The organism is Acinetobacter sp. G18 (assembly GCF_052660225.1).
This window is the reverse complement of sequence record NZ_CP109658.1, coordinates 371,311-396,589: the sequence shown is the minus strand read 5'-3', so window position 1 is coordinate 396,589 and position 25,279 is coordinate 371,311. Positions and strand designations below refer to the sequence as shown.

22 protein-coding genes are annotated in these 25,279 nt (G+C 37.5%); 8 read left to right on the top strand and 14 right to left on the bottom strand.

Annotated features, from left to right (window positions below; all coding sequences use genetic code 11):
• Positions 1 to 43: 43 nt before the first annotated feature.
• Positions 44 to 475: a hypothetical protein gene (locus NE363_RS01855; protein WP_198072018.1), complete on the top strand. Its 432-nt coding sequence runs from the start codon at positions 44 to 46 to the stop codon at positions 473 to 475.
• A 98-nt stretch (positions 476 to 573) separates the two neighbouring features.
• On the opposite strand, the gene NE363_RS01850 is transcribed toward NE363_RS01855, so the two are convergent.
• Positions 574 to 1,905, bottom strand: coding sequence for a S8 family peptidase (locus NE363_RS01850; RefSeq protein WP_445535726.1), 1,332 nt, complete (start codon positions 1,903 to 1,905; stop codon positions 574 to 576).
• Positions 1,906 to 1,979: 74 nt separating this feature from the next.
• A complete protein-coding gene (locus NE363_RS01845) occupies positions 1,980 to 2,288 on the bottom strand; it encodes a hypothetical protein (RefSeq protein WP_077163790.1) in 309 nt (102 codons plus the stop codon).
• 581 nt (positions 2,289 to 2,869) lie between these two features.
• On the opposite strand from NE363_RS01845, the gene NE363_RS01840 reads away from it, so the two are divergent.
• Positions 2,870 to 3,604 (top strand): hypothetical protein, encoded by a 735-nt coding sequence (locus NE363_RS01840; RefSeq protein WP_445535724.1) that lies wholly within the window; start codon positions 2,870 to 2,872, stop codon positions 3,602 to 3,604.
• A 62-nt stretch (positions 3,605 to 3,666) separates the two neighbouring features.
• Here the strand turns inward: NE363_RS01840 and astE are convergent, their stop codons facing one another.
• The 8 genes from astE to NE363_RS01800 form a co-directional block, all read right to left on the bottom strand.
• Positions 3,667 to 4,641 carry a succinylglutamate desuccinylase gene (gene astE / locus NE363_RS01835; RefSeq protein WP_445535723.1) on the bottom strand — a complete coding sequence of 325 codons (975 nt, stop codon included), beginning with the start codon at positions 4,639 to 4,641 and terminating at the stop codon, positions 3,667 to 3,669.
• 12 nt (positions 4,642 to 4,653) lie between these two features.
• Entirely contained in the window at positions 4,654 to 5,997 is a 1,344-nt protein-coding gene (gene astB, locus NE363_RS01830; RefSeq protein ID WP_151740714.1) for an N-succinylarginine dihydrolase, read from the bottom strand.
• An 18-nt stretch (positions 5,998 to 6,015) separates the two neighbouring features.
• Positions 6,016 to 7,485: a succinylglutamate-semialdehyde dehydrogenase gene (astD, locus tag NE363_RS01825; protein ID WP_445535722.1), complete on the bottom strand. Its 1,470-nt coding sequence runs from the start codon at positions 7,483 to 7,485 to the stop codon at positions 6,016 to 6,018.
• On the bottom strand, positions 7,485 to 8,516 hold the full coding sequence (gene astA, locus NE363_RS01820; RefSeq protein WP_311086500.1) for an arginine N-succinyltransferase: 1,032 nt from the start codon (positions 8,514 to 8,516) through the stop codon (positions 7,485 to 7,487). The genes astD and astA overlap by 1 nt, the downstream gene beginning before the upstream one ends.
• Positions 8,517 to 8,534: 18 nt before the next feature.
• Positions 8,535 to 9,749 (bottom strand): aspartate aminotransferase family protein, encoded by a 1,215-nt coding sequence (locus tag NE363_RS01815; protein ID WP_445535721.1) that lies wholly within the window; start codon positions 9,747 to 9,749, stop codon positions 8,535 to 8,537.
• Positions 9,750 to 9,892: 143 nt separating this feature from the next.
• Positions 9,893 to 11,167 (bottom strand): Glu/Leu/Phe/Val family dehydrogenase, encoded by a 1,275-nt coding sequence (locus tag NE363_RS01810; protein ID WP_134262440.1) that lies wholly within the window; start codon positions 11,165 to 11,167, stop codon positions 9,893 to 9,895.
• Between the two features lie 1,023 nt (positions 11,168 to 12,190).
• Positions 12,191 to 13,624 (bottom strand): amino acid permease, encoded by a 1,434-nt coding sequence (locus NE363_RS01805; protein WP_445535720.1) that lies wholly within the window; start codon positions 13,622 to 13,624, stop codon positions 12,191 to 12,193.
• 415 nt (positions 13,625 to 14,039) lie between these two features.
• Positions 14,040 to 15,317 carry a hypothetical protein gene (locus NE363_RS01800; protein WP_151819067.1) on the bottom strand — a complete coding sequence of 426 codons (1,278 nt, stop codon included), beginning with the start codon at positions 15,315 to 15,317 and terminating at the stop codon, positions 14,040 to 14,042.
• Between the two features lie 127 nt (positions 15,318 to 15,444).
• On the opposite strand from NE363_RS01800, the gene NE363_RS01795 reads away from it, so the two are divergent.
• On the top strand, positions 15,445 to 16,239 hold the full coding sequence (locus NE363_RS01795) for a class I SAM-dependent methyltransferase (protein ID WP_148356624.1): 795 nt from the start codon (positions 15,445 to 15,447) through the stop codon (positions 16,237 to 16,239).
• Positions 16,240 to 16,254: 15 nt separating this feature from the next.
• Positions 16,255 to 16,788 carry a hypothetical protein gene (locus NE363_RS01790; RefSeq protein WP_004705274.1) on the top strand — a complete coding sequence of 178 codons (534 nt, stop codon included), beginning with the start codon at positions 16,255 to 16,257 and terminating at the stop codon, positions 16,786 to 16,788.
• A gap of 48 nt (positions 16,789 to 16,836) precedes the next feature.
• Here the strand turns inward: NE363_RS01790 and NE363_RS01785 are convergent, their stop codons facing one another.
• Together NE363_RS01785 and NE363_RS01780 are read right to left on the bottom strand one after the other, a co-directional pair.
• Positions 16,837 to 17,409: a hypothetical protein gene (locus NE363_RS01785; RefSeq protein WP_019457834.1), complete on the bottom strand. Its 573-nt coding sequence runs from the start codon at positions 17,407 to 17,409 to the stop codon at positions 16,837 to 16,839.
• 139 nt (positions 17,410 to 17,548) lie between these two features.
• Positions 17,549 to 18,016: a Holliday junction resolvase-like protein gene (locus NE363_RS01780; RefSeq protein WP_002048811.1), complete on the bottom strand. Its 468-nt coding sequence runs from the start codon at positions 18,014 to 18,016 to the stop codon at positions 17,549 to 17,551.
• Positions 18,017 to 18,176: 160 nt separating this feature from the next.
• Here NE363_RS01780 and NE363_RS01775 point away from each other — a divergent pair, with 160 nt between their 5' ends.
• The 4 genes from NE363_RS01775 (at position 18,177) to yccS (ending at position 23,101) form a co-directional block, all read left to right on the top strand.
• Positions 18,177 to 18,821 carry a ParA family protein gene (locus NE363_RS01775; RefSeq protein WP_445535719.1) on the top strand — a complete coding sequence of 215 codons (645 nt, stop codon included), beginning with the start codon at positions 18,177 to 18,179 and terminating at the stop codon, positions 18,819 to 18,821.
• Between the two features lie 124 nt (positions 18,822 to 18,945).
• Positions 18,946 to 20,064, top strand: a complete 1,119-nt coding sequence (locus NE363_RS01770) for an AI-2E family transporter (RefSeq protein WP_445535718.1) — start codon at positions 18,946 to 18,948, stop codon at positions 20,062 to 20,064.
• A gap of 116 nt (positions 20,065 to 20,180) precedes the next feature.
• Positions 20,181 to 20,756 (top strand): superoxide dismutase family protein, encoded by a 576-nt coding sequence (gene sodC, locus NE363_RS01765; RefSeq protein ID WP_004705268.1) that lies wholly within the window; start codon positions 20,181 to 20,183, stop codon positions 20,754 to 20,756.
• Positions 20,757 to 20,950: 194 nt separating this feature from the next.
• Positions 20,951 to 23,101, top strand: a complete 2,151-nt coding sequence (gene yccS / locus NE363_RS01760; RefSeq protein ID WP_191012226.1) for a YccS family putative transporter — start codon at positions 20,951 to 20,953, stop codon at positions 23,099 to 23,101.
• A gap of 37 nt (positions 23,102 to 23,138) precedes the next feature.
• Here yccS and craA read toward each other — a convergent pair whose 3' ends face one another.
• Both craA and NE363_RS01750 read right to left on the bottom strand, forming a co-directional pair.
• The gene (gene craA, locus NE363_RS01755) at positions 23,139 to 24,368 is read right to left on the bottom strand and encodes a chloramphenicol efflux MFS transporter CraA (protein WP_445535717.1); all 1,230 of its coding nucleotides are present in this window, start codon (positions 24,366 to 24,368) and stop codon (positions 23,139 to 23,141) included.
• 368 nt (positions 24,369 to 24,736) lie between these two features.
• Positions 24,737 to 25,102, bottom strand: coding sequence for a hypothetical protein (locus tag NE363_RS01750; RefSeq protein WP_039250545.1), 366 nt, complete (start codon positions 25,100 to 25,102; stop codon positions 24,737 to 24,739).
• Positions 25,103 to 25,279 lie beyond the last annotated feature (177 nt).

The following is a 25,279-nucleotide window of genomic DNA, read 5'->3' as shown; positions in this document are numbered from 1 at the left end:
AAAAAGAAATACTACCCATTACAAAGAGCTAGGAATCTGCCTTATGAATAGTCAAAAACTTCTCTTTTCAACACTATGCTGTATCGCACTATCTGCATGTGCAACTACTAAATCTGTTTCTTCTTATTCTCAATCAAAGATTTTAGAACAAGACACCAATATTGAAGCTTATCCAACCACCACAGGTAATGTAGCCAAGCTCATTAAACATGATAAGCAAGCTTGTATGATCGAATTTACGGGTTACTTAGGTGGAGGCCAAGTCACTGAGCACTGGATTTTTAATAATAAAGGCCTGATTTCAGCTCAATCATTTACCGAACAATATCCCGACTCATCTGGCATACTAAGTCAAGCCACCAACTCGACAACAAAAAGCTCGACCACTTTTAATATTCAAGATCCAGCAATTCAAAATAATTTTAAAAAGCTTCAAAGCAATTTTAGTAAAGCCAATTTAGCAAAATGTGATTAAAGATTTTCCATAAAAAACCCGTTGCAGAGGCAGTTTTCTGCAACGGGCCATAGCCATTCAAATTTCTTGGACCTAATAAAAAATTATAAATATGCTATTTAATTAATGGTTAAACCATTGGTTGCAGCCAGTAAATCAATACGAGGGAAAACCAAACCTGTTCTTGGGTCAGTAATAGGTTTACCCGTAGTTCTTAAACGATTAATCGTCTGATCGATAGTTTCAGTTGGTGTCACACTATTTGCTCTTAATAGTGCAATTGCGCCAGCAACATGTGGTGTAGCTTGGGAAGTACCGCCCATAGTGTAGCCACCTGCTGTAATCATTGCCCCTGGAGCTAGTAAAGTCACAAGACTACCGCCGTTACTAAAACATGCTACTTTGTCTGCTGCTGTAGTTGAGTCAGTACATTTCACAGGTTTACCCCACGATACACCACCAATATTACTATCATATACTGCGCCAACTCTTACCGCTCCAGCAACACAAGCAGGTGACGAAATTCCATCAGGGAACGCATCATTACCAGATGCCACTACAGGGACCACGCCAGCAGCTCGCGCATTTGCAAATGCTGTTGCATAACTACTATTGCTACATTCAGATGTGAATTTCACACCAGGAACGCCAAGGCTCAAATTGATCGCTTTAATATTGTAAGTTTTAGCATTATTTACTGCCCAGTTAATACCCGCAAGGATATCGCTATCATAGGCTGAATCTGATCGAAAAACGTCTATTCCAATAATTTTTGTTTTACTCGCCACTTTAGACACAATCGCTGAAACATTACTACCATGACCATTATCATCAAGTGCACCATCATCTGGAGCACTATCAAATGAATAAACGACACGACATGTACTTGAAGGTGAATTAACAGCCGTACAACCAAAATCCGAATGTAAATAATTTACCCCAGTATCCAATACAGCCACACTAGAACCAGTACCATTAAAGCCTTTAGTATTAGCTTGGGGCTGATTAATTAAAGGCAAACTTTCCATCGTAGTAGCCCGATTAATTCGGTTTGGATATACAGCTTTAACGTTTGGGTCATTTAGTAAATCAACTAAAGCCTCTCTATTACTAACTCGATAAAAAGCTAAAGGCAAATTGTTGTAGTCCCGAAGTACTTGCACCCCTACACCACGATTAAACCTTGACTGTAAGTTCTTTTTATTTGAAGCAATATAACTTCGTCGTTCCAAACCTGAAGCCACGCTTTCCGTAGGAATATTATATTCAACAATAAGGTCATTAGACTCATTGGTGACCAAGGCATCTAAATCGATTTTACCCTGAGACACTTTTTGTTTTGCTGCCTGATTTAGTTGCTGTTTGGCTCCCTTAGAATCCAAAGGAAGAGCAAAAGCTGTTGTACTTAATATTGTAGATATACCTAATAGTAATAACGTTTTACTTTGCATTATTTTTCTCCGTAGTTCTTTGGTAAAGAACATTTGAACGTCCAGTATTTCTTGGATAAAGAAAACTAGATTATTTAAAGTGTTTTAATTTCATTAGCAGGATCTTTTTCTGGATCAATCGGTTGAATAGAAAGATCACTTTTTGTGTCATATAAAGGAACAGTATCTGAGGATACTGGTTTAGGTTGAGTAGAATTTAAAGATACATTTTTAGGTTGAGCAGGCTCCTTAAGTTGGGAATGTAAAGATGAAGTGTCTGATTGCGATGAATTCGACTTGTGCAAAGTAGAATTCATCACATCTGATGCACCGCTTGATGGCTTAAAATAGAGAACAACGGCGACTAAGCCGAGTAATACGACAAGGGAAGCAATAATTTTCATCATTTAAGATCTCTGTTTTTTTGTTTATAGACATCTCTATTTATTTTTGATTATTCGAAATAAAGCGCTATTTCTTGGGATATATGTCATGTGAAATTTCATTTCATAAAACATGTAAGCCCGAGGAACACTAAAATTCTTTTTCCCGAATAAACAAAAATACTGTTCTGCCCTGTGCATTTATATTTCTGGCAGAATATGGTTCAAAAAAGTGCCAAAAAGCACTTTATTCTCATAATAAGCAATAACTATGCCGTTATCTCGATTAAAAAAAGAAAAGGAAATCTTCTTTATAGATATAAAAAAATGGTCGTGTTGAATAAGTTTAAATATTTGTATTTCTAAAAAATGAGAGAAGTTATTTTTTATTAGCTTTTTAAACAGTCAAATATCGATATCTATTTCACTTTATTATTAATATTTTCTTTTCTCCACAATTTCTCCCTCATCTGTTTAGTGACTGTAATACTGTTGTAAGGTTTTGATGAAGTCTATTCCTAAGCAAAGCAAGGTTTGACTATGATGCGATTGCGTTTATGAAATACCTCACTAAAAAGGTATATTCTTTGAAGGATATCGCAATGAAAATGATGAAAACAGCTATCGTTACTGCAAGTGTTCTTGCTTCTGCTTCTATTTTTGCACAAAGTGCGGGCATTAATGCAGATGCTTCTGCTCAAGTAAATGTACAACCGGGTGGTCTTGTTAGTGGCGTAGCCAACACAGTCAAAAGTACTGCACACACTGTAGGTAGCACAGCAAAGCATGCTGGTCATGTTGCTGCTGACACTACAGTTAGAGCAACTAAAAAAACAACTGGAAAAGTGACTGAACTTTCTTCTAAAGCTGCAAATGGTACAAAACACTTTGCTACCGAAGCTGCTACAGGTACTAAAAATGTAGAGACTAAAGCTGCAAACGGTACTAAAAATCTAGCCGTTGAAGCGAAAGCTGATACAAAAGCACATTTAAATGCGGTAAAAACTAAAGTAGCAGCACATGAAGCTGAACAAAAAGAGTTTACTGCTGAAAAACAAGCCAATGCTCAAGCACGTGTAGATGCAGTTAAAGCTCGCGTAGCTCAAAATCAAGCTGAGCAAAAAGAATTCGTGGCTGACACCAAAGCTGATGCTCAAGCAAAATTAAATGCAGCTCAATCAGCGCACGCGATTAACGCTCAAACAGGTGTAAACGTTGGTGTTAATGTTGCCCCAGTTGGAGTTAGTGCAAATGCAAACTTAAATGCAGGTGCTCAAGGCTCTACCCAAAAAACTGAAAAGAAATCTTTCATGAAAGGTCTTTTCGGTACTAACTAATTAAAGCTAGCAATAAAAAAGGGCAATCAATTGCCCTTTTTTATTTACTTTAAATCAGTTATTTAAAGAGTTTCAGTTAAAACCAAACCAGCGCGCAAACCAATTTTCACATTTGGGTTTGGAAATAAAATCCAGACTTGATCTTGCTCAACCACATAATTCCCAGAAGGTTGCATGGTAATGATTTCACCTTTCGTAAATGTCGAAAAGTTTGGAGCCTCAGCCGATAAGTTCATTTGAAAATCTTCATCTTTTTTAATTAAAGAATCAGACACCTGAAACACTCGAATTTTCGATTTATGTCGCGTCGGTAAAACTTGTTCAGAAACCACATTACGAATGACTTCATCAATTGCAGCAAACTGACTTAAGTCATTTTGTCCAAATGGCAAGGCTTTACCTAACTCTAAGGTTGCGCTCGCAGCTTTAAAGCTCTCACTGGTAAAATGTGTAAATGTTTTACCCGCAGCACGATGATAAACCAGAGCATCTAAATCGGCAGCTTCAAGACTCGCTGTCAAATCAGCATCATAGTCATGCGTTTGATAAGGCAATAAAGCAAAAGTGGCTAACAAAGAAGCACGAATTGCGGTGTGCAAATCATAGTGATAGCGCTTAGCATTACTCTCACTTTCTTTAAAAAAAGTAGCAACTGCCTGCTCTAAAACCTCAGCTCGCTTAGACTCTTCTGTTACAGGTAGAGTTTTATACCCACCACAAAACATTCGGTTTACATCATCATATACATAGCGCGTGCCTTTGCGCATTGCATACGGATTACCCAATACAAGCAGCAACCTCACAGCAAGGTTTAAACGCCCTGCAAATAAATCGGTGCAAAGTTGAGACAACAACTCAATTGGTGCTGTTTCATTACCATGTACCCCAGCTGACAGTACGACAGCTTTGTCGTACTGTACATGTGGCGTACATTCAAGAAGTCCTTCACCTAGCCAACGCCAAGAAAAGTTTTCTTGCTTTCCTTCGCGAGTTGTAGGCTGCTCACCCTGTAAGGTTAATGCTAGAAAATCTTGCATGTCACCTCCTCATTATTTTTGGAAAGGATAAACCGAACCCAAACCTAAAATTTTGGTGAGTTCATCAAGCGCCATACGGCTTTCCATAAGCAAATGCGGATCTGCTAAATCTTCTTGCGCTAAACGATCGCGATAATGTTTATCAACCCATTGATTGAGCGTTCCAAACAATTGATCATTCATTAATACTTTTGGATTTACAGCATTTAATTCAGTTTCGTTCAAAGCCACACGTAAACGCAAACATGCTGGTCCACCACCATTACGCATACTTTCACGTAAGTCATATACCTGAATCGCATCAATTGGTGTGCCCATTTGAATCATGTCATTTAAATAGCCCCACACTGCTGCATTTTGACGAGATTCTTCTGGCACAACAATCGTCATACCACCATCTGGACGAGTCAAAATCTGGCTATTAAACAAATAAGTAGCAACAGCATCGTCTACAGTAACGCGGTTTTCAGGTACTTCAATCGAAATAAATTCTTCACCAATGCTTGCCATTTTTTGACGAATTTCAGCAAAAGCTTGATCTTGATTTAAGAAAGCATGTTGATGGTGGAATAAAACCTGTTGGTTACTTACTGCGATCACATCGTTATGGAAAACACCCTGATCAATTACATCCGGATTTTGCTGAACAAAAACAGTGTGTGCATCATCTAAACGATGCAAACGTGCAATAGCTTCACTTGCCTCGCGCGTTTGACGTGCTGGATAGCGCTTTGGTCCCGGTAAGCCATTATTTAAATGTTGTTGACCATAAACAAACACCTGAATACCGCGCTTAGCATAATCACCACCTAAACGATTGTGATTTGCTGCCCCTTCATCACCGAACAAAGCCACTTGTGGTAAAGCTTCGTGGTGTACAAAATGACGTTCATTTTTAAAGATGGCTTGTAAAACTTGGCTTGTAGTTTCAGCTTCAATTGAACGGTGAAATTTATTGTTCAGGTTAGCCGCAGTAAAATGCACGCGCTCATCTTGGCTATCAGCCGAAGGTGAAACTGTCGCAGCATTTGCAGTCCACATTGGAGAAGCTGAGCTTAAAGATGATAACAGTTCAGGCGAATGACGCATTGCTTGAGCCACAACACTAATGTCATCTCCTGTAAAACCTAAACGGCGTAACATTGGAACATGTGGACGTTCATGCGGAGCAAGTACACCTTGTTTCATTCCCATATCAGCCAAGGCTTTCATTTTTAATAAGCCTTGTTTCGCCGCTAATTTTGGGTTCGAGGTATTATTGCGGTTTTTGGTTGATGCTTCATTACCAAAAGACAAACCCGCATAGTGATGTGTTGGTCCCACTAAACCATCGAAATTTACTTCATATCCTTTCATTTTTTCTTTCCCTAGTGTTTAAGGCAACACAATCCCTGGAGATAATTTTTCTGGCAAACTTAAGCTTTCACTTTCAAGTGAAGCCATTGGCCAAGCGCAGTAGTCAGCAGCATAAAATGCACTTGCACGATGGTTGCCTGAAGCTCCAACACCACCAAATGGTGCGGCACTTGAAGCACCTGTTAATGGCTTATTCCAGTTCACAATACCGGCACGTGCTTCAATGAGTAAGTCATCAAACAGTTCACGTTTTGGAGAAACCAAACCAATTGACAAGCCGAAACGTGTTGCATTAGCAATTTTCAATGCTTCATCAAAGCTGTCATAACGTTGAATGGTCGTAAGCGGGCCAAAATATTCTTCATCTGGAATACCAGCCACACCTGTTACATCAACAATGCCCGGAGTCAGTAGCGAACTGTCTTCTTGTGGACGAGTCATTGCTAATAAACTTTTTGCACCCAGTTCAAGTAACTTTTGCTGAGCATTCATCATGTTTGTTGCAGCAACTGATGAAATTACACCCCCCATAAATGGTTGTTGTTCATCATTCCAGCGACCCACTTTCAGGTTTTTAGCAACTTCAACGAAACGTTGAATAAATGCATCACCTTCTACACCATTTTTTACCAAGATGCGGCGTGCACATGTACAACGCTGACCCGCCGAAACAAATGCAGATTGAATAGCCAGATTAACTACCGCATCGACATCAACAATTTCATCGATAATCAATGCATTATTACCACCCATTTCAAGTGCAAGAATTTTCTCAGGTGCACCTGCCATTTGCTTATGCAAGTGATAACCAGTGTTTGCACTTCCGGTAAACAATAGACCATCAATTTCATGTGAAGCAGCCAACGCTTCGCCAGTAGTACGACCACCTTGAACTAAGTTCATTACACCATTTGGCAAACCAGCTTGTTGCCAAAGTTTTACAGTTTCTTCAGCAGTCCAAGGTGTTAATTCACTTGGTTTAAATACAACTGCGTTGCCTGCAAGTAATGCAGGAACAATATGTCCGTTTGGTAAATGGCCCGGGAAGTTATATGGACCAAAAACTGCAAGCACACCATGTGGGCGGTGACGTAAAGATGCCACACCATCTGCCATTTTAGTTGAGCTTTCGCCAGTCCGCTGGTGATAAGCACGAATCGAAATCGCAACTTTGCCAATCATAGATTGAACTTCAGTTAACGTTTCCCAAAAGGGTTTACTGGTTTCTTGGCTAATGACTTCTGCTAAATGTTTTTTATTTTCTTCAAGCAGCTTTGCAAACTTCTCTACAATCGCAACGCGCTCTGCAAAAGGTAAACGCGCCCATGCAGGAAATGCTGTACGTGCAGCTTGGCAAGCTTTCTCAACATCAGCAGCCGTAGCTTCAGCACCTGACCATACAGTTTGGTTATCAACCGGATTTATTTTTACAAATGTTGTACCGCTGCCTTGTAACCAGACACCGTTTATAAATAAAGAGTTTGACATCAGGATACTTCCATAGGATTTAGTGATAACACACGAACAGCGTGACCTTCTTGTACGCCGAGTTTTTCAGCTTGTTCATGGGTTAAATTTAGAGTGCTATCTACGAGATCAAGCTTCATTAACATGGCTCGATAGTCGTGATAATTATCATTGGCAACAAGGTATTGTGTTTTACCTACTGTTGTTTCATTTGTAATTTTGACTGTTAAAAATTGGCTTTCTTTAACTGCGCGTAACTCATCAATATTAGCTTCAATGGTTGGACCCGCATCAAAAATATCGACATATCCTTGATAACGTAAGCCTTCTGACTCAAGCACATGATAAGCAGGCAAAGTATGTGGATGCATTTTTCCAATCACTTCTTGTGCAGCCTTTGGTAAAAGGTCTACATAAACTGGAAAACGTGGCATAAGTTCCGCAATAAAAACTTTTTGGCCAATTCCACTTAAATAGTCTGCAGTTGAGAAATCCATATTGAAGAAATGGTGGCCAATCGCATCCCAGAAAGGTGAACATCCATTTTCATCAGAGAAACCACGCATTTCAGCAATAAGTTTTTTCTCAAAATATTGCTTAAATGCTGCGATAAACATAAAACGGATTTTTGATAAGAATTTACCGTTTTGGTTCTCACGACGTTCCGGATCTAAAAATAATGTACAGAGCTCACTACTTCCGGTTCTGTCATTACTTAAAAATAGAGTCGGTAATGCTTTATAGACATTTAATGCTTTTGAAGCGTGAACTTGAGTACCCACGTGAAAGTTGTACCAAGGCTCAATTAAACCTACAGCAACCTCAATTGCACTTACCCCAATAACACGTTGAGCTTCTGTATCTTCAAGAACAAACAAATAACCTTGTTCGCTCTTATGGACATTACCATTTAAAGTATTGCGAGTACGTGAAATTCGAGCCGAAAGCGTATCCATATTTTGTGGCAAGGAAGTCAGGCCAACACCTGACTTACCTGCTAATTTATAAATATCTTCAAGGTCTCGAAACTCGGCATGACGGACAATCATCATGGCTAGCTTTCCTTTTTTTTATTTAGCCAACTTTGCCAAAGCTCTTTTTAAACGAGCAATTCCTTCATCAATATCTTGTTCAGGAATAATCAGAGAAGGAGTAAAACGAACCACGTTAGGTCCTGCGATTAAAGCGAGTAGTCCTTGTTCGCCTGCCCAAGTTGTAATGTCTTTTGCTTTACCTGCATATTCAGCTTTTAATACACAGCCAATCAATAAACCTTGACCACGAATTTCATCAAAAACTTGATATTCAGCATTTAAAGTATTTAATGCATCAAGGAAATATTGATGACGGTGTTTTACACCCTCAAGCACTTCTGGTGTATTAATAAATTCGAATACAGCACCAGCAACCGCACTTGCTAACGGGTTACCACCATAAGTCGTACCATGTGTACCCACTGAAAAATGCGGCGCAAATTTATCAGTTGTTAACATTGCACCGACTGGGAAACCTCCACCTAGTGCTTTTGCAGTGGTTAACACATCTGGTGTAACACCATAGTTCATGTAGGCATAAAGTGAACCTGTACGGCCTACACCTGTTTGTACTTCATCAAAAATAAGTAAGGCACCAAACTCATCACAGAGCGCACGTAAACCTTTTAAAAATTCGATGTCAGCAGGAATAACACCGCCTTCACCTTGGATCGGTTCAACAATGACTGCACATGTTTGCTCATTAATCACCGCTTTTGCAGCTTCTAAATCATTGTAAGCAACATGGCTAATGCCGTTTGGAAGTGGTGCAAAGTCTTGTGAATATTTTGGCTGACCACCTGCTGAAACGGTAAATAAAGTACGGCCGTGGAAAGCATTATTAAATGCCACAATGCCACTTTTGCCTGCAACACCGCTGTCGAGTCCAACTTTACGAGCAAGCTTTAATGCTGCTTCATTCGCTTCTGCACCTGAGTTACAGAAGAATACTTTATCTGCAAATGTTTGTTCAGTGAGTTGTTTAGCAAGGCGTAGAACGGGTTCATTGGTATAACCGTTACCTACATGCCAAAGTTTTGTTGCTTGTTCTATTAATGCATTTACTGCCACTGGATGCGCATGACCTAATGCGTTTACTGCAATCCCGCCTGCAAAATCGATATATTCTTTATTTTCTTGATCCCAAATACGTGAACCTTCACCACGTACCGGAATGAAATTTGCCGGTGCAAAAACTGGAACCATCCAGTCATTAAAGTTGCTTCGAGTTACAGAAATTGGCTGTTCCATGCTTACCTCAGTATCTATTTAATTTATTTAATCTGTCTTACTGTCTTTCATTTAATTTATTTAGAAAAAGGGACTGAACAAATAACCCTATACATCCTTTATATTTGCTCAGCCCACTTTTTCTAAAAGGTAATTTCCTCAGATTAGCCTGGGAAAATACCGCGTTCTTTACGAGCTTTTAAGATACGCTCACATGCCAAGATGTAAGCTGCTGTACGTAAAGTACAAGCATTGCTGTTTGCTGTATTCCAAACGTCATGCATAGCTTGAACCATCAACTTGTCTAAACGCTCGTTGATTTCTTCTTCGGTCCAGAAGTAGCTCGCCATGTCTTGAACCCATTCGAAGTAACTTACAGTTACACCGCCGGCGTTACATACCACGTCAGGAACCACAACAATGCCACGCTCAACTAAAATATCTTCAGCTTTAGGATAAGTCGGGCCGTTCGCGCCTTCTAAAATCAACTTAGCTTTAATTTTTTCAGCACGTTCAACTGTGATTTGACCTTCTAACGCAGCAGGAATAATGATGTCTACATCTGCAGTCCAGAAATCTTCATCAGCAATTGCTTGCGCGCCAGCGAAACCACCAACACCACCTTGGTTTGCATTTACGTGTTCACGTAATGCAACAAGATCAATACCGTCAGCATTGAAAATTGTGCCAGTGTGATCTTGAACGTGAGTGATTTTTGCTTTTGATTCAACAAACAAGAAAGCAGCTTCACTACCTACGTTACCAAAACCTTGAACAGCGATTTTCGCGCCTTCAATTGGTAAATTGATTTTTGCAGCTACTTCGCGACCTGTAACGAATACACCGCGACCAGTCGCTTTAACACGACCTAAAGAGCCACCTAAGTGAACTGGCTTACCAGTTACAACACCAGTTACTGTATAACCTTGGCTTGTAGAGTAAGTATCCATCATCCAACCCATGATATTGGCATTTGTACCAACGTCTGGAGCTGGGATATCTTTTTGAGGCCCGATAATGTGACCGATTTCAGTCGTATAACGGCGAGTTAAACGTTCTAATTCACGATTTGAAAGTTTACGTGGGTCAACACGGATACCACCTTTTGCACCGCCAAATGGCAAGTTCAAAACAGCAGTTTTAATTGTCATCCATGCAGATAACGCCATCACTTCATTTAAATCAACGTTTGGATGGTAACGTACACCACCTTTACCAGGACCACGAGACAAGTTGTGTTGTACACGGTAGCCTTCAAAGTGCTGAATAGAACCGTCATCCATTACGATTGGCACGTCAACAATAAGCGCACGCTTTGGACGTTTTAAAGTGTCGATAAACTCAGCTAAGTGGTCTAAGTACGGAGCAACACGGTCAATTTGTGCCAAGTAAGTTTGCCATGCATCGCTATGTTCGTTTACGTATGAAAGATCTGACATCTTTTTTCCTATTTACCTATACAGACTCAGATGTGATAAATCCGCAGTCTTTATTATTCAGCAACCAAAACCTTGCAATAACAATGTCTTGATTTATTTATAAAATCTTCAGCTCTTCTAAAGCTTCAGACCTTTTAAATTCCATCTTGTGATATCAAAAGTACGATTTACTTTTATATATCGATATCTTTTACAATCTTTCTTTTGCCTCATCTGCTGTTTATAAAAACGTCTTTATAAAAGCAAAAGTCCACCGCAACCAACTCAAACAAGCCGATTGGAAATAAGTACAAAAGAGGTGATACAACCGTTTGGGAGTTAAAAAGAACTCGGGTTCATAAACCGAAAAACCATAAGTCCATAAAATTATTTTTGACTAATCGATAGATCCCTCCATTAGTCTTTTTAAATAAAAATTGTTCATTAATACTGCAAGCTTTATATCGGTACTCAAGCAGATAATTGATGCTTTCATATAGACATAAAATCTTTAAGTAAATATAGCACAGAGCAAGGTAATTTAGAACATTTTAAAATAAACAAGCAGAGAAAAAATAATCAATTTCTCATCTTTTTTATAATAAAAAAGTAACCAATCTAAAAAACACCTTTAACCATGATCATTTTATTTTATGGAAATTAAAAAAATATTAAAATTAAAAATGATCAAAAAATTACCATTTAATAACAATAACTTAATTAACAAAAAATTTCAAAAAACACTCAAAACTTGCAGAAAATTTCATAATATTTTTTTAGTTTGATTTAATTTAAAACAAAAAATGAAATATAAAATTTTCTTCAATATTAAATAACCATGTTAAACATATACTTATTTAAAAACTTATAATAATTAGCTATTAATAACATTCCGACAAATGGTTAATTTATGAATCATTATTTGATTTTTTTATTAAAATAAAAAAAACATTTTTAAAAAAAATATATAAAACATCAGAACCAAGCTCAATTTTTAGACATAAAAAAAGGTCCCTTGAGGGACCTTTTTCAACCAAACCAAGTTTAGTTCTGAGCAATCTCTTTCTTACGATAAAAGATAAAATAACTGAGATAGCATAAGATGATAAAAATTAAACAACAAACGAAACCAGCTCGCATTGATGGATCAAATACCATACTCACACAGGTAACAATACAGAATAACCCGCCTACAATTGGAGTAAGAGGGAAAAGTGGTGCAGCGAAACGTAAATCTTTTGCTGTTTTGCCGGCTTTATACCATTGTCTACGGAAGTTAAATTGTGAAACACAAATTGCGATCCACACCACTACCATTGTAAAAGCAGCAACACCCAACAAATTTTTGAAAATTGTTTCTGGGGCAAATTGTTCTGAAAGCAACCCGGGAATAGCACCAAACATGGTCACAATAATGGCAACAATAGGTGTTCCAGATGGTGTGAGTTTAGCGAAAATTTTAGGTAATTGATTTTTTGCTGAAAGCGACCACATCATACGTGAAGCAGCAAACAAACCAGAGTTAGCTGCAGAAAGTAGAGCCGTAATAATGACAAAACGGATAATATCTTCTGCATACGGAATACCAATATAGTTAAATACCGTCACAAATGGACTACTGCTCACATCATTTGCATTAAGACCTGCAAGATGAAATGGAAGCAAAGAGCAAATAACAACAATTGTCCCTACAAAAAATATAAGTAAGCGCCAAATTGCTGCATTAATTGCTTTAGGAACAGTCTTGGCTGGATCCTCTGCTTCACCGGCAGCCACACCAATAAGCTCAGTTCCAGAGAAAGCAAAGTTTACTATCAGCATGGTTGTGAAAATTGGAAATAACCCGTGCGGAAACCAACCTTGAGCAGTCAAATTACTAAACAATGGCGCTGTTTCATGCCCGTGATAAGGAATAAAACCAAAAATCGCGAGCAATCCCAAAGTAATAAAAACAATAATTGTTATAACTTTAATAAGAGCAAGCCAAAACTCAGATTCAGCAAATAAACGCGTTGAACTAATATTAAGGAAAAAGACGAGTCCACCAAAAAACAAAGTCCATGCCCAAACAGAAGTAGTAGGAAACCATTCCTTAACCAGTAAAGCTGCGGCAGTAAATTCAGTTCCTAAAGTGGCAGTCCAAGTCAACCAATATAACCAGGTAATCATATAACCTGTGCCCGGACCAATATAGCGTCGTGCGTATTCACCGAAAGAGCCCGACTCAGGCACATGAACCGCTAGCTCACCAAGACAGAGCATAACGGTGTAGGCAATCAAACCGCCCAAGAAATAAGAGATAATTGCGCCAATTGGGCCTGCTTGAGAAATTACGTCGCCAGACCCTAAAAAAAGACCTGTACCTATGGCACCGCCAAGGGAGATCATCACCAAATGTCGAGTACTCATTGCTCGTTTCAAAGGTGCAGAACTTCCATGTTGCGATGCATCATTATTCCGATAATTTAATGATTGCATATAAAAAAACTGTAACGACAATTTAGTAAAAAATCATTTTAGGAGAAAAAAATAAATATGCAATTATCTTGGAATAGTGAAGCTATTTTAAGCACCCCTTCTCAGCACAAACAAAATTGCAATAAAAAACAATTAATTAATAGACTCCAAAGCAATCATTGTATTTTAAACAACCCAACAATATTTCTTTAATTTATATAAAACTAAAAACCATTAATTTTTAAATATAATAATTTTTCGCTTAATTTATCATGGCTACTTTTAACCCTATCTTTATTTAAAAATTAATCGCATTATTTATTTAAATAATGACTTTTGATTTTATATACAAATAAATTAATAAAAAAATATTTTTTGAGCAAAAAATAAAGCCCAAATTTGAAGATTTGGGCTTTATTTAATCAATAAATTAAAATTAATAACTGGTCAGTACAAATTGTTGCGATGGTTGAACTGAACCTTCAATGTAGTCACAAACGCCTTGTTCATCACAATCTAAATTAAATTGCTTGTAGCTCAATGCAAAAAAATCAGCATATTGTTTAATGACAAACGGACTCATATCCGAGCTTAATGCATCACCTTGTTTGAATAATTTAATAATTTTTCGGTCATTCATACCTAACAAATAAATTTCATTATTTAATTCAATATGTGCAACTCCAGTCTGCTCTGTCACAATCGGGATCAGATACGATGTGTTTGCTAGCACAACATCTATAGCATAAGCTTCAAGCTTTAAATTAATTAAATTGAATACCAAGACTGTACCAGAGTGAGTCTGCAAACCTTTTTTATAAGTTGCAGCTTGCTGAATGTACTGAATTTTAATTCCAAGCTTTTGAAAATCGTGCTCAGTTGCCTGCTTTGTTTTTACAAGACTACGTGTAATCGCTTGCTTGAGCGGGTTATCTAAATAACGCTCATCTAATTGAAAATCATTTTGACGTAAGATTTTCAATAACATACTGTCATGATAAGTCAGCACATTGGCAAGTACATTACGGTAATAGAATTTACTTTGTTTTTTAATTTTACGAACGTGTTGATAGAAATATGTTTCATCAAATTCATGTTCAATAAAATCATGTAAAAGACTTGAACTCGCCAATACAGATAAAGCTTCATGTCCCGTAAAAGGCAAATGAACCGTATGTAAACTTGGCAATATTTCTTTTATTTTTAAGTAATGTTCACGATCGACGGCAAAGTAAGGGTCATAAACAATAATATATTCACGACTTGCATCTATATCTTGCAGCTGAATTTGCATGTCTTTATTTGCGACAGCATCAAAGAATTCAGCATAACGTCGGTCTTCAACTTGTTCAGGGTCAATTGAATATTGAGGTACAAATGCAACGATTCGATTCATATTTAATAAGTTCGAATACTTGATTGCTGCATAGCCGCCCATTGAGCCGCCATAACCTACTATATTTTTAAAACGCTGAATAATAGGCAAAATGGCTTTAGCCATTTCAACCATACTGGCTTTTGGGAACCACGATTTTTGTTTTGGCATAATCCCAATAACATTGTATTGGTACTTTATTAGAGACTTTTCAGCATTGATAGATAAGCCACTCGCTCGGGTAATCAAATCGCCAAAAGAGAGAACTAATGTATTAGAATTGCCTTGTAAAAAAATGGCTCTAATGTGTTCGTCTTCAAAAATAATTTGCTTATCCATGCTCACACCGAAAGAAAATTTACTCCCACATATATCGTCAAAAATGAAACAAAATAGGTGTTTTGCCAATTTATGATTGCGGAGTATCTTATTTTATAGATGCCAGTCAGATTAAAAAGCGCAAAATATGACACAATCCTTACATCCTGCCGCTCAAAAAGGATTCAGCTCCGCTGCGGAGCTTTATCAGCAAGTTAGGCCGAATTATCCAGCAGAAATAGTCAGTTGGCTGCAAGAACGTCTCCAAATACATGAAAATTCTACTGTTATTGATCTTGGCTCAGGTACTGGCAAATTCTTACCTTACTTAAAACAAACACGTGCCAATATTATTGCAGTAGAGCCAATTGGCGAGATGTTACAACAGCTTCAGCAAGCCTATACTGATATTAAAACTTTACAGGCATTTAGCCATGCTATTCCGGTAAATGATCAACAAATTGATGCGGTCATTTGCGCTCAATCTTTCCATTGGTTCGACAACATGGAAACACTGACCGAAATCCATCGAATATTAAAACCGCAAGGACATTTAGGTCTCGTTTGGAATCAGCGTGATGAGCGTACAGACTGGGTGAAAGCCTTAGCCGATTTTTTACTACCTCTTGAAGGCGATACACCGCGTTACCATAGTGAAAAGTGGAAAAAGGTTTTTGAAAACCAAAATCTATTTAGTTTTGACAGTTTAGAAACTTTTCCGCAATCACAGCATGGTACTGTCGAACAAGTGGTGAGTAAAAGATTACTCTCTACAAGTTTTATTGCAGCAATGACCGAAAAAGATCAATTACAGCTCAAAGCTCAGTTTGAAAAAATTGTTTATGATTTTACAGGGCTAGGCCCACAAGATCAGATTGATTTTCCATATGTCACATATGCATATCACTTTCAGAAAAGTACGTCGTCAAATCATAGAGAATAGGTTCGGTTGAAAGCTATGTTTAAAAAAACGCCTCATATCATCTTAATGTCTTTGCTCAGCTCTAGCCTATTATTGACTGCTTGTAAAAAAGCAGATGAGCCAGCAAAGACCGAACAACATCAGACAAATTCATCTACCGATCAGGTGATGGAAAAGCTCAATGAAAGACCTGTTAAAAAATTCGCGGCCACTGCTGACGATGCGCATGACATTGCATTATTAGAGGACTATGACCGTCGCTTTACTGAAATGAGTGATGAAATGGAAACTGAGCTAGAAAAAATGCATGCAGCAGGTACACTTACCACAGAGTTTGAACAGAAACGTACACTTGATAATGTTCGTTCAGCATTGACTATGTTAAAAGACCTCGACTTAAAAACTGAACAAGGTCGTTATATCCAAGGCTTGCTTTATCAATATTGGGAAAACCAAGAAAAACACATCAATGATAAACAAGCCAATAAAGATGAACAGGTCAATCAACTGGCTGACTACTTACAAGCACAGAACCAGTTGAAATACTGGAAAGCTTCGCAGCAGCATTAATTTTATTGCACGCTATAAAAAGCCTTCTGATTAAGAAGGCTTTTTAATTTATATATTTTGTTTTTCAACCCAGTGAATTGCTTGAACACGGAATAACTCACACGCACCATCACCTGTATCAGTTGAGGTTAAAGATGATCGCCAAACTAAATTTTTGTCTTTAATTTCGACCAATTCACCTTTGAGATAAACCAAGTCACCGCGTTTAACTTGTTTAATTTGTTGAGCAATCTCAGGGCTCGCAGGAATGATGTGCATATTAGACACCATTTGCATGGCTTGCTCAGCAGGTACTGGAAGCTTACTCATTTTCCAGTTCAAATAGCGGTCATACTGTTTAACTGAAATAGTACGAGCAATATCTGGTTGAGCAAACAGTCCCCAACTTACCGCATAATCAATCGGTGAAAACTTAGCTTGTTCATCATTTTTATAAATTTTTGAACCTAAAATTCTAAAATTGCCTTGAAATGGTTGTAGCACAGAAATTGACTGATCTTTTTCAATCGGTAACAGACCATTTGCAATATTGTATTCACCAGAAGTAGAGGCCGTCGAAGCAAAAGCTGAGCTAATACATAAAGAGGCCAATAAGCCTATCATTACATGTTGTTTTTTCATCGCTTTATACCTCAAATATTGCTAGATCAAATGCAGTAGATCTCTAATTTATGGTAGCTCTAAGCGATGAAAAAAATATCGGAATTTAGTAACAATACAGATCAATTTCGTCTATTTTTGTGCCTAATTAAATAGGTTGTTAATCTTCAAAATCAATTCGTAACGTTTCAAAACGAACCTTTCCTTCTTTTATTGCTTGAGCAATTGCCTGCTGCCCTTTGGTTAAACGCGCTCCCCCACTTTTTATATCAAGTAAAATAATCTGGATATCCTCGGCAGTCCCGTCCCCATCTCTAAAATCGGTATAGCCATCAAAAATAACGTAATCAACTGGATCACCCAAGAACTTGGCATCACTCGGCAAGTATTGAAACTCAGGCAAAATCGGCGCGAATTGTTCTGCCATTTTACCTTTTAATACGGCGCGGCTTGTATTCACACTTCTCTTTTGTGCTTGTGCTAATGCCTGTTGATGCTCAAGCTCTAACTCCGCAATATATTGCTCGTATTCGGCCTTAATTCGACCATTACGAGTATTTGATAAAATGAGTGTAGTAATAATAATACCAATACCAGCACCTATAAGCATGGCCAGCCATACGGACATAAATTTTCCTTAACAAATACATATCATCGCGATAGATGAGCAATCATATCTAAAATTACGGAGTAGCTTAAACTTTTGTCAAAGGTGGTCATCTACTTCGCATAAAAAGATGCTAAGGTATAAAACATAAACACATGTGCTGCTGAAAATAATTGGATTTATGAAAACGATACTTATTGCAAATCAAAAGGGCGGATGCGGAAAAACCATGACAGCCATTACGTTGGCAACAGCTTTGGCACAAAAAGGATATAAAGTAGCATTAGCAGATTCTGATAACCAAAAATCTTCTTTACAATGGTTGAAGCAACGTCCAGAAAATGTACCTGCGATTCAAAGCCTAGATTGGCGTCATGAAAAATCGATTGGCGATGCGCCTAAAAATTTAGATTATTTAATTATTGATGCACCAGGCGCTCTTTCAGGCGATCACGCTGAACAATTGGTTAGCGAAGCTCATGCCATTATTACACCACTTCAGCCTTCGTTTTTTGATATCGATAGTACGCGTCGTTTTCTCAAGCATTTGCAAGACATTAAACGTATACGCAAAGGTAAGGTACAAATTTTACTGCTTGCAAATCGAGTTAAACCGAACAGCGCCAGTTCAAAAGATATTCAGCAATTTTTTGAAAAAATCGAACATGAACCAATTGCGTGGATTGCAGAGCGTAGTGCTTATGGCAGTTTAGCAATGCAAGGTTTGAGTGTGTTTGATAAACCACAAAAAAACTTTATTGCAATTCAAAGCCAGTGGCAGCCACTTTTAAATAAACTGATTGAAGATAAATCTGAGTGGTTCTAAAAATAACTTTTTATTTTTGTTGAGCAGAAATGTGTACATTAGCATTTCTGCCTAAAATTTGCCTCAGGTCATTTTTCAGTTAATATGGCCTCATCCTATTTAAAAAATTAGAGAATTTTTGTTCGTGCATCAATACGCTCCTACTTTACAGCGCGTTTTATTGTTTGGGTTGTTTTTTATCCTGATGTTTTTAGGATTTAACATCCTGAAGTACTTTATTGTACCTGTAGTTTGGGCTGCGATTATTGCCTACATGACTTGGCCTATTTATTTAAGAATCCAGCGTTTTTTTGGTGAAAACCGTCATAATTTGAATGCCACATTGATGATTAGCTTAGTCATTTTAATTGTTGGTGTTCCACTCACATGCGCTATTTTTATTTTGCAGCATGAAGGCCGCAATCTCTATTTCGACTTGCAACGCCAAGTTTTTTCGGGCCATTTAAGCGTACCTGACTTCATTAAAAACTTACCTTTTGTCGGTAAAGAAATAAGCCGAACACTAAATGACATAAATACCGACCCCAATAGTACAATTCAAAGTATTGCAGCTTGGGTTCAAAGCCATTTAAGTTATGGTCGCGTATTACTCAATGAAATTAGTAAAAATATCGTCAAACTTGGTTTCGCAATTTTAACGCTTTTCTTCTTTTATCGTGATGGTCACACCATTTTAACTCAAGTAAGTAAAGCCTTAGAAATGGTGATCGGACCACGTATTCACCATTATCTAGATACAATTTCAGAAACAACTCGTGCTGTTGTCTACGGTGTGGGTTTAACTGCGATTGCTCAAGCTGTACTTGCTGGATTAAGTTATTTCGTAGCGGGTGTACCAAATCCAATGGTACTCACGATTGCAACATTCTTATTAGCACTCATTCCTTTCGGCACTCCTGTTTCCTATTTAGGCGTTGGCCTATGGTTGTTCTCTCAAGGGCAAACTATGGAAGCCATTGGCGTGGTTTTATGGGGTGTTCTTATTGTAAGTAGTTCGGACAATGTGATTCGCCCTCTTGTGATCTCTGGTGCAACCCAAATTCCGTTTTTACTCATTATGTTTGGTGTATTAGGTGGTATTGCGAGTTTTGGTTTAGTTGGTTTATTTATTGGGCCAGTTATTTTAGCCGTTCTATTAGCGATTTGGCGCGAATGGCTCCATGAAACCATTGATCCTGAACCCATGCCAAAAACCACTATGATTTATGATTCGAATGATGATTTACCACCATCTCAAAATTAAGCCAATGATTTAAAAATGTTTCAGGATACAAAGTGACTATTTAAATTAACTTGTAGGCTTAACGAGCCTTTGCTTGAATAAAAAAATCAGCTTTATATCTATAAGGACATCCAATAATGCCATTATTAAATAAAATGAGTGCAGTATGTGCACTGACAGCCTTATTAACAGTCGGTTGTAGCACGGTCAGCAAAACTGTTTCAGATACGACTCATGCATTAACCACAATGCACACCAAAAAAGTAGTCGATGTCAATGAAGTAACAGCCAATGGGATTGGTAAAAAAATCGGGACGATTAGCTTTCAAGACAGTGATAAAGGCCTGATTATTACCCCTGCTTTAGCAGATTTACCAAGCGGTACTCGCGGTTTCCATATTCATGAAAATGCATCGTGCGACCCTGCTGTTAAAGATGGAAAACCAGGTGCCGCTTTAGCTGCGGGTAGCCACTATAACCCTAATCAAGCGCCACATCATGGTACACCAACTACAGGACACTTGGGCGACTTACCAGCATTGGTTGTTGATAATAATGGTGTAGCTACCACCGCTGTTATTGCACCACGTTTAAAACTTGCTGACATTCAAGGTCGCGCCATCATGATCCATGCTGGCGGAGATAACTATTCAGATTCTCCTCTACCTTTAGGTGGTGGCGGAGCACGAATTGCCTGTGGTGTAATCCAATAACTTATTATTTTCATATTGTGGGTATCTAAAAAGATATCCACAATTTTGCTATTTTATTAAGCACTTTAGTTCACTTAATTATTATAAAATCTTAAAAAATTAACTGACTTTTTTAGATAAAGCGCATAATATTTTTCAAGTAATAAAAAATTTAAATATCCCTAGTCACGCCCCCTATCATTTAGAAAAAAACCGTGAATTATTTGACTCAAATATTTAATCGTTTTAAAGCGAATTCAATTTTAATTTACTGTCTGCAAATTTTAATTGTACTTACAGGCACAACTTTAGGTTTACTGTGGTTGGGCCATAACGAGCTCATCGTTCCTGTAACCTTAGGTGCAATTGCTGCTGCACTTACCGATTTTGACGATCGCTTAAGTCTCCGTTTACGTAATCTGCTCTATGTCTGCATACTCTTTTTTACTGTCAGCACTATTCTTGGTTTTTTAGCCCCTTATAAATTTTTATTTATTTTATATCTTTCAATTTCAAGTGCTGGTTTCATTTTATTGGGAGCCTTAGGCCAGCGTTACGCCACCATTTCTTTTGGTACGATTTTACTCTCGATTTACAGCATGTTTGGTTTAGGAGAATATGCTCACTGGTACCAACAGCCTACTTATTTTGTCTATGGCGCACTGTGGTATGGTCTAACTTCTATTTTATTTTTTCTTTTAAAACCAACTCTTCCTTTACAAGATAAGCTTTCGCAAATTTTTGAAGAAATATCGGCCTTACTTCAAGCTAAAGCACGCTTGTTTGATCCAGACAATAAAGAAAATGTTGAACAGCTTTTATTTGAATTATCACTACAAAATACGCAAGTCGCGCAAAGTCTTAACCAAATACGTAGCTCTCTGCTTACTCGCCTTAAGGCATCACGAGTCAGTAATAAAAGTATTTACTGGTTAAACCTATACTTTTTTGCCCGCGATATACATGAGCAGGCCACCTCTAACTATCTACACTATGAACATATTCATCAAAATTTTAGCCGTAGCGATCTCATTTTCCGTTTTCAAAAAAATCTACGTTTACAAGCTCAAGCTTGCCATGATTTAGCACAATGTATTTTGCATAACCAGCAATATCAGTCTTCTCAAGAAGGACAAATTGTTTTAAACCATTTGGAAGGTTCTTTAAAAGACTGGATACAACAGCATCCACAAAATTTTGAAGTTAAAAACTTAAAGCTGATTTTTAATAATTTAAAAGGCATGCATGAACAGTTTGAACAACTTCAATATGCTCAACCGTTTAATGAAACGCTAAGTCAAAACAAGCAAGATCATCTCAATTTACTTGATGATGATATTCAAGATTTTTCTGACCTTGTTTTAAAAATTCGCCAGCAACTGACTCCACAATCGGCCCTGTTTAGACATGCAATACGAATTGCAGTCGTGTTCGCCGCAGGTTACGTCATTTCATTATTACCTTTTGCCCAGCACGGTTACTGGATTTTGCTCACCAGTTTATTTGTTTGCCAAATTACTTACTTTGCAACGAAAAGCCGTTTAAAACTCAGAACAATTGGAACCTTACTTGGCGTTTTATTGGGTATCCCTATTTTGTATTTTGTTCCAAGTATTGAAGGTCAGCTCATTCTTACCATTATTTGTGGAGTTAGCTTTTTCTACTTACGCCAGAAGAAATACGCCTTGGCAACACTCATGGCAACCTTAATGGTATTGCTCATTTTCAACTTAAAAGGCGCAGGTTTCAGTATTATTTTACCTCGCCTAATCGACACCTTATTAGGCTGCTTTATTGCATGGCTTGCTGTTAACTTTATATGGCCAGACTGGAACTTCCGTAATATTCCAAACAATATTAAAAAAAGTAGCCAAGCCACATTGGATTATTTCAATGTAATTGTTGAGCAATACCAGCATGGTAAAAATCAAGACATTGAATATCGCAGAATTCGCCGTGCTGCACATAACGCACAAATTGAGCTCTCGAATATGATTTCGAGCTTAAGTGCTGAGCCCAATCCCAAACCAGAACTGATTCATTACGCCTTTCGTTATCTAGTTTATAGTCATAGCCAGTTGAGTTATGTCGCAGCATTAGGCAGCCAAAGACAAAAAATTGAGGATCAACAGGTATTACAGCTCTTACTGGATTGTCAGCAAATTCTTAACCAAAGTTTATTTGAACAAACTTCTGTTGATTTTAATTTTCTTGAGCAAACTTTGAAGCAAATTCAAAGTCTAACAACTCATGAACACTTTTCAGAAAGCTACACTCTTGTTTTAAAACAAATGAGTTTACTATTAGAAACCTTGCCTGAATTATTAACCCTTAAAGGCAAACTTTTAGAACAAGAGATTAAGTAAAATAAAAAAATACCGGAATATAAATTCCGGTATTTTTTTAATGTAAGTCTTGGGCAACTCTTTCCTGCATTTCCCGTTTTAAAGCTAAACGTGGCTGAGTAAACCACAGCGCAATAAATGCAAAAGCAGATAAGACAAAAGCCCATAAATGAAATTGAGTATAGAGATAACGCACCAACTCAATCATTGCAAAAAAGCTCGTCATCAATAGCATTGAAACAGCGGCAGCTACAGTTCCTTTTGATACTTCAGATGACATCAGTGCAAAACGGTACAACACTGAAAAGCTAATTCCTTCACCAAAGCAAATGAGTGTCATCCCCGTAAGCAAACAAGGAATTAAATAGATTTGCCAGACAACGCCTAATATTAAAATAAGTGTCCCAGTGAGCATAATCGGTAAACCAATTAGGACTGTTTTACCTAAAGCCAAACGGTCAATAATTTTAATTAAAACGATGTTACCAACAATTAAGCCTAGAAATACCGGGAATTGAGCTAAACCATATTGCACACTAGTTAGCTTGAGTTCATCAACCAAAATGATTGGAGATAAAGCAATCCAAAGCATTAAAGGCATGCCCACCAACGGTAGAGCCAAACTTAAGCCTAAAAAACGGCGGTTAGTGAACACCTTTTTAAAATCATCAAAAAGATAGCTAAAAGGTTGCCGAGTTACACTGGCCTGCTGACTTGGCATCTGTTTTTTCAACCCTACCCAACTGAGTAATGCCAATACAGCAATGGCGACAAATCCCCAGTGCCAAGACACATAATCAATTAAAAAGGCCCCAAGTACAGGTCCGAGCAAGGGTGCAAGCAATGAGATATTTGCCATAAGCGCCATGACTTTAATAGCATCACGCTCGGCAAAATTTTCTTGAATCGCTGCATAGCCCACTGCTGAAATTACACTTAGACCAATACCTTGTAAAAAACGTAATGTCAGAAAGTGTTCAATTTGTCTTGTTAATAAAATTAAAAAACAACATAAGGCAAAAAATAAAACACCGGCCAAAAGTACTTTCTTACGACCTAATCGATCTGATAAAGGCCCAAGTAACCATGCAACAGATGCACCACCTAATAAATAAAATGACATTGAAGACGGTGCCCAAGTTGCACTTACACCAAAGTCTTCAGTAATCGCCAACATCGCTGGCTGAATCAGGTCATTACCAATATAAACCGCAAATTCAAATAGCACTAAAGCTAAAGGAAACATCAACGTTGTACGGTTCAACGCTGTCGTTTGAATATTTTTCATGAGTTTGTACACTTCAAAATAGCGGCCAAAATGTCTCAGCAACTACATATTGAAATAAATAATGTAGTCATGACGATGACAGTAAGGTCAGTCAATCTTTAGTTAAGTTGTTATATGCCGTGAGAGTGCATGTTTAGAATGTGAAACACCGTATTCACAAGGTGTCTAAGACAAGAAAAATGTATGACGTGAGATTCGGTAATTTTTACCATTTGGCCTAATTGCCGGATGACACAATATCACTTTTTATATTGATCAGCAATCGGACAGTTTCATCCATTTAAAATTCTATATTTTGCTTAGCATCAACTCATTTTTATATTGTGAATAACCTTGAAGTTATCCACATATATCATAAAGATTCAGCCTTAAGGACAAGGATTGACTTGGAAATCTGTTGTTTCCTGCCCTTGTTTACATTGATAACTTTGTTTTTTATTTACGATTTTCCAAATGGTCTGATCACGCTTTAATAAATATTCGGTACGTGTTTTTGATATAGCATCTTCGCTAGGCACAGTTTGTAAAATAGTTACTTGTGCATTAGAAGCATCATCCAAAGCATTCATTTGTTGTGAAATACTTAAATTACTCGCATTATTTAAAAGGTTTGGTTGATCAATCAAAACTGCTTGTATCGGACTATTGGCTTGGGGTGTAGGCGGGTTTGTATTCGGTGTACATGCGCTCAGAATCAACAAATTACACACCATGAGTAAACCAATTTTTTTCATACTCAACTCCACCACAACTTCACGTTGATGCTAAAGGCTATAAACAAATTTTTCCATTCAACTTTGTAAAGTGTTTATGTTTAGAGTGAAAAATTTAATAATTGTTTAATGCATAATTCATGATTTTTAATCAATAATCTTTTTCCGATTACTGCATTTTTCTCTAAGAGTAAGTTC

Coding starts and splice junctions, on each gene's coding strand:
- NE363_RS01855 (WP_198072018.1), top strand. CDS start 44: ATGAATAGTCAAAAACTTCTCTTTTCAACACTATGCTGTATCGCACTA.
- NE363_RS01850 (WP_445535726.1), bottom strand. CDS start 1,905: ATGCAAAGTAAAACGTTATTACTATTAGGTATATCTACAATATTAAGT.
- NE363_RS01845 (WP_077163790.1), bottom strand. CDS start 2,288: ATGAAAATTATTGCTTCCCTTGTCGTATTACTCGGCTTAGTCGCCGTT.
- NE363_RS01840 (WP_445535724.1), top strand. CDS start 2,870: ATGAAAATGATGAAAACAGCTATCGTTACTGCAAGTGTTCTTGCTTCT.
- astE (WP_445535723.1), bottom strand. CDS start 4,641: ATGCAAGATTTTCTAGCATTAACCTTACAGGGTGAGCAGCCTACAACT.
- astB (WP_151740714.1), bottom strand. CDS start 5,997: ATGAAAGGATATGAAGTAAATTTCGATGGTTTAGTGGGACCAACACAT.
- astD (WP_445535722.1), bottom strand. CDS start 7,485: ATGTCAAACTCTTTATTTATAAACGGTGTCTGGTTACAAGGCAGCGGT.
- astA (WP_311086500.1), bottom strand. CDS start 8,516: ATGATGATTGTCCGTCATGCCGAGTTTCGAGACCTTGAAGATATTTAT.
- NE363_RS01815 (WP_445535721.1), bottom strand. CDS start 9,749: ATGGAACAGCCAATTTCTGTAACTCGAAGCAACTTTAATGACTGGATG.
- NE363_RS01810 (WP_134262440.1), bottom strand. CDS start 11,167: ATGTCAGATCTTTCATACGTAAACGAACATAGCGATGCATGGCAAACT.
- NE363_RS01805 (WP_445535720.1), bottom strand. CDS start 13,624: ATGCAATCATTAAATTATCGGAATAATGATGCATCGCAACATGGAAGT.
- NE363_RS01800 (WP_151819067.1), bottom strand. CDS start 15,317: ATGGATAAGCAAATTATTTTTGAAGACGAACACATTAGAGCCATTTTT.
- NE363_RS01795 (WP_148356624.1), top strand. CDS start 15,445: ATGACACAATCCTTACATCCTGCCGCTCAAAAAGGATTCAGCTCCGCT.
- NE363_RS01790 (WP_004705274.1), top strand. CDS start 16,255: ATGTTTAAAAAAACGCCTCATATCATCTTAATGTCTTTGCTCAGCTCT.
- NE363_RS01785 (WP_019457834.1), bottom strand. CDS start 17,409: ATGAAAAAACAACATGTAATGATAGGCTTATTGGCCTCTTTATGTATT.
- NE363_RS01780 (WP_002048811.1), bottom strand. CDS start 18,016: ATGTCCGTATGGCTGGCCATGCTTATAGGTGCTGGTATTGGTATTATT.
- NE363_RS01775 (WP_445535719.1), top strand. CDS start 18,177: ATGAAAACGATACTTATTGCAAATCAAAAGGGCGGATGCGGAAAAACC.
- sodC (WP_004705268.1), top strand. CDS start 20,181: ATGCCATTATTAAATAAAATGAGTGCAGTATGTGCACTGACAGCCTTA.
- craA (WP_445535717.1), bottom strand. CDS start 24,368: ATGAAAAATATTCAAACGACAGCGTTGAACCGTACAACGTTGATGTTT.
- NE363_RS01750 (WP_039250545.1), bottom strand. CDS start 25,102: ATGAAAAAAATTGGTTTACTCATGGTGTGTAATTTGTTGATTCTGAGC.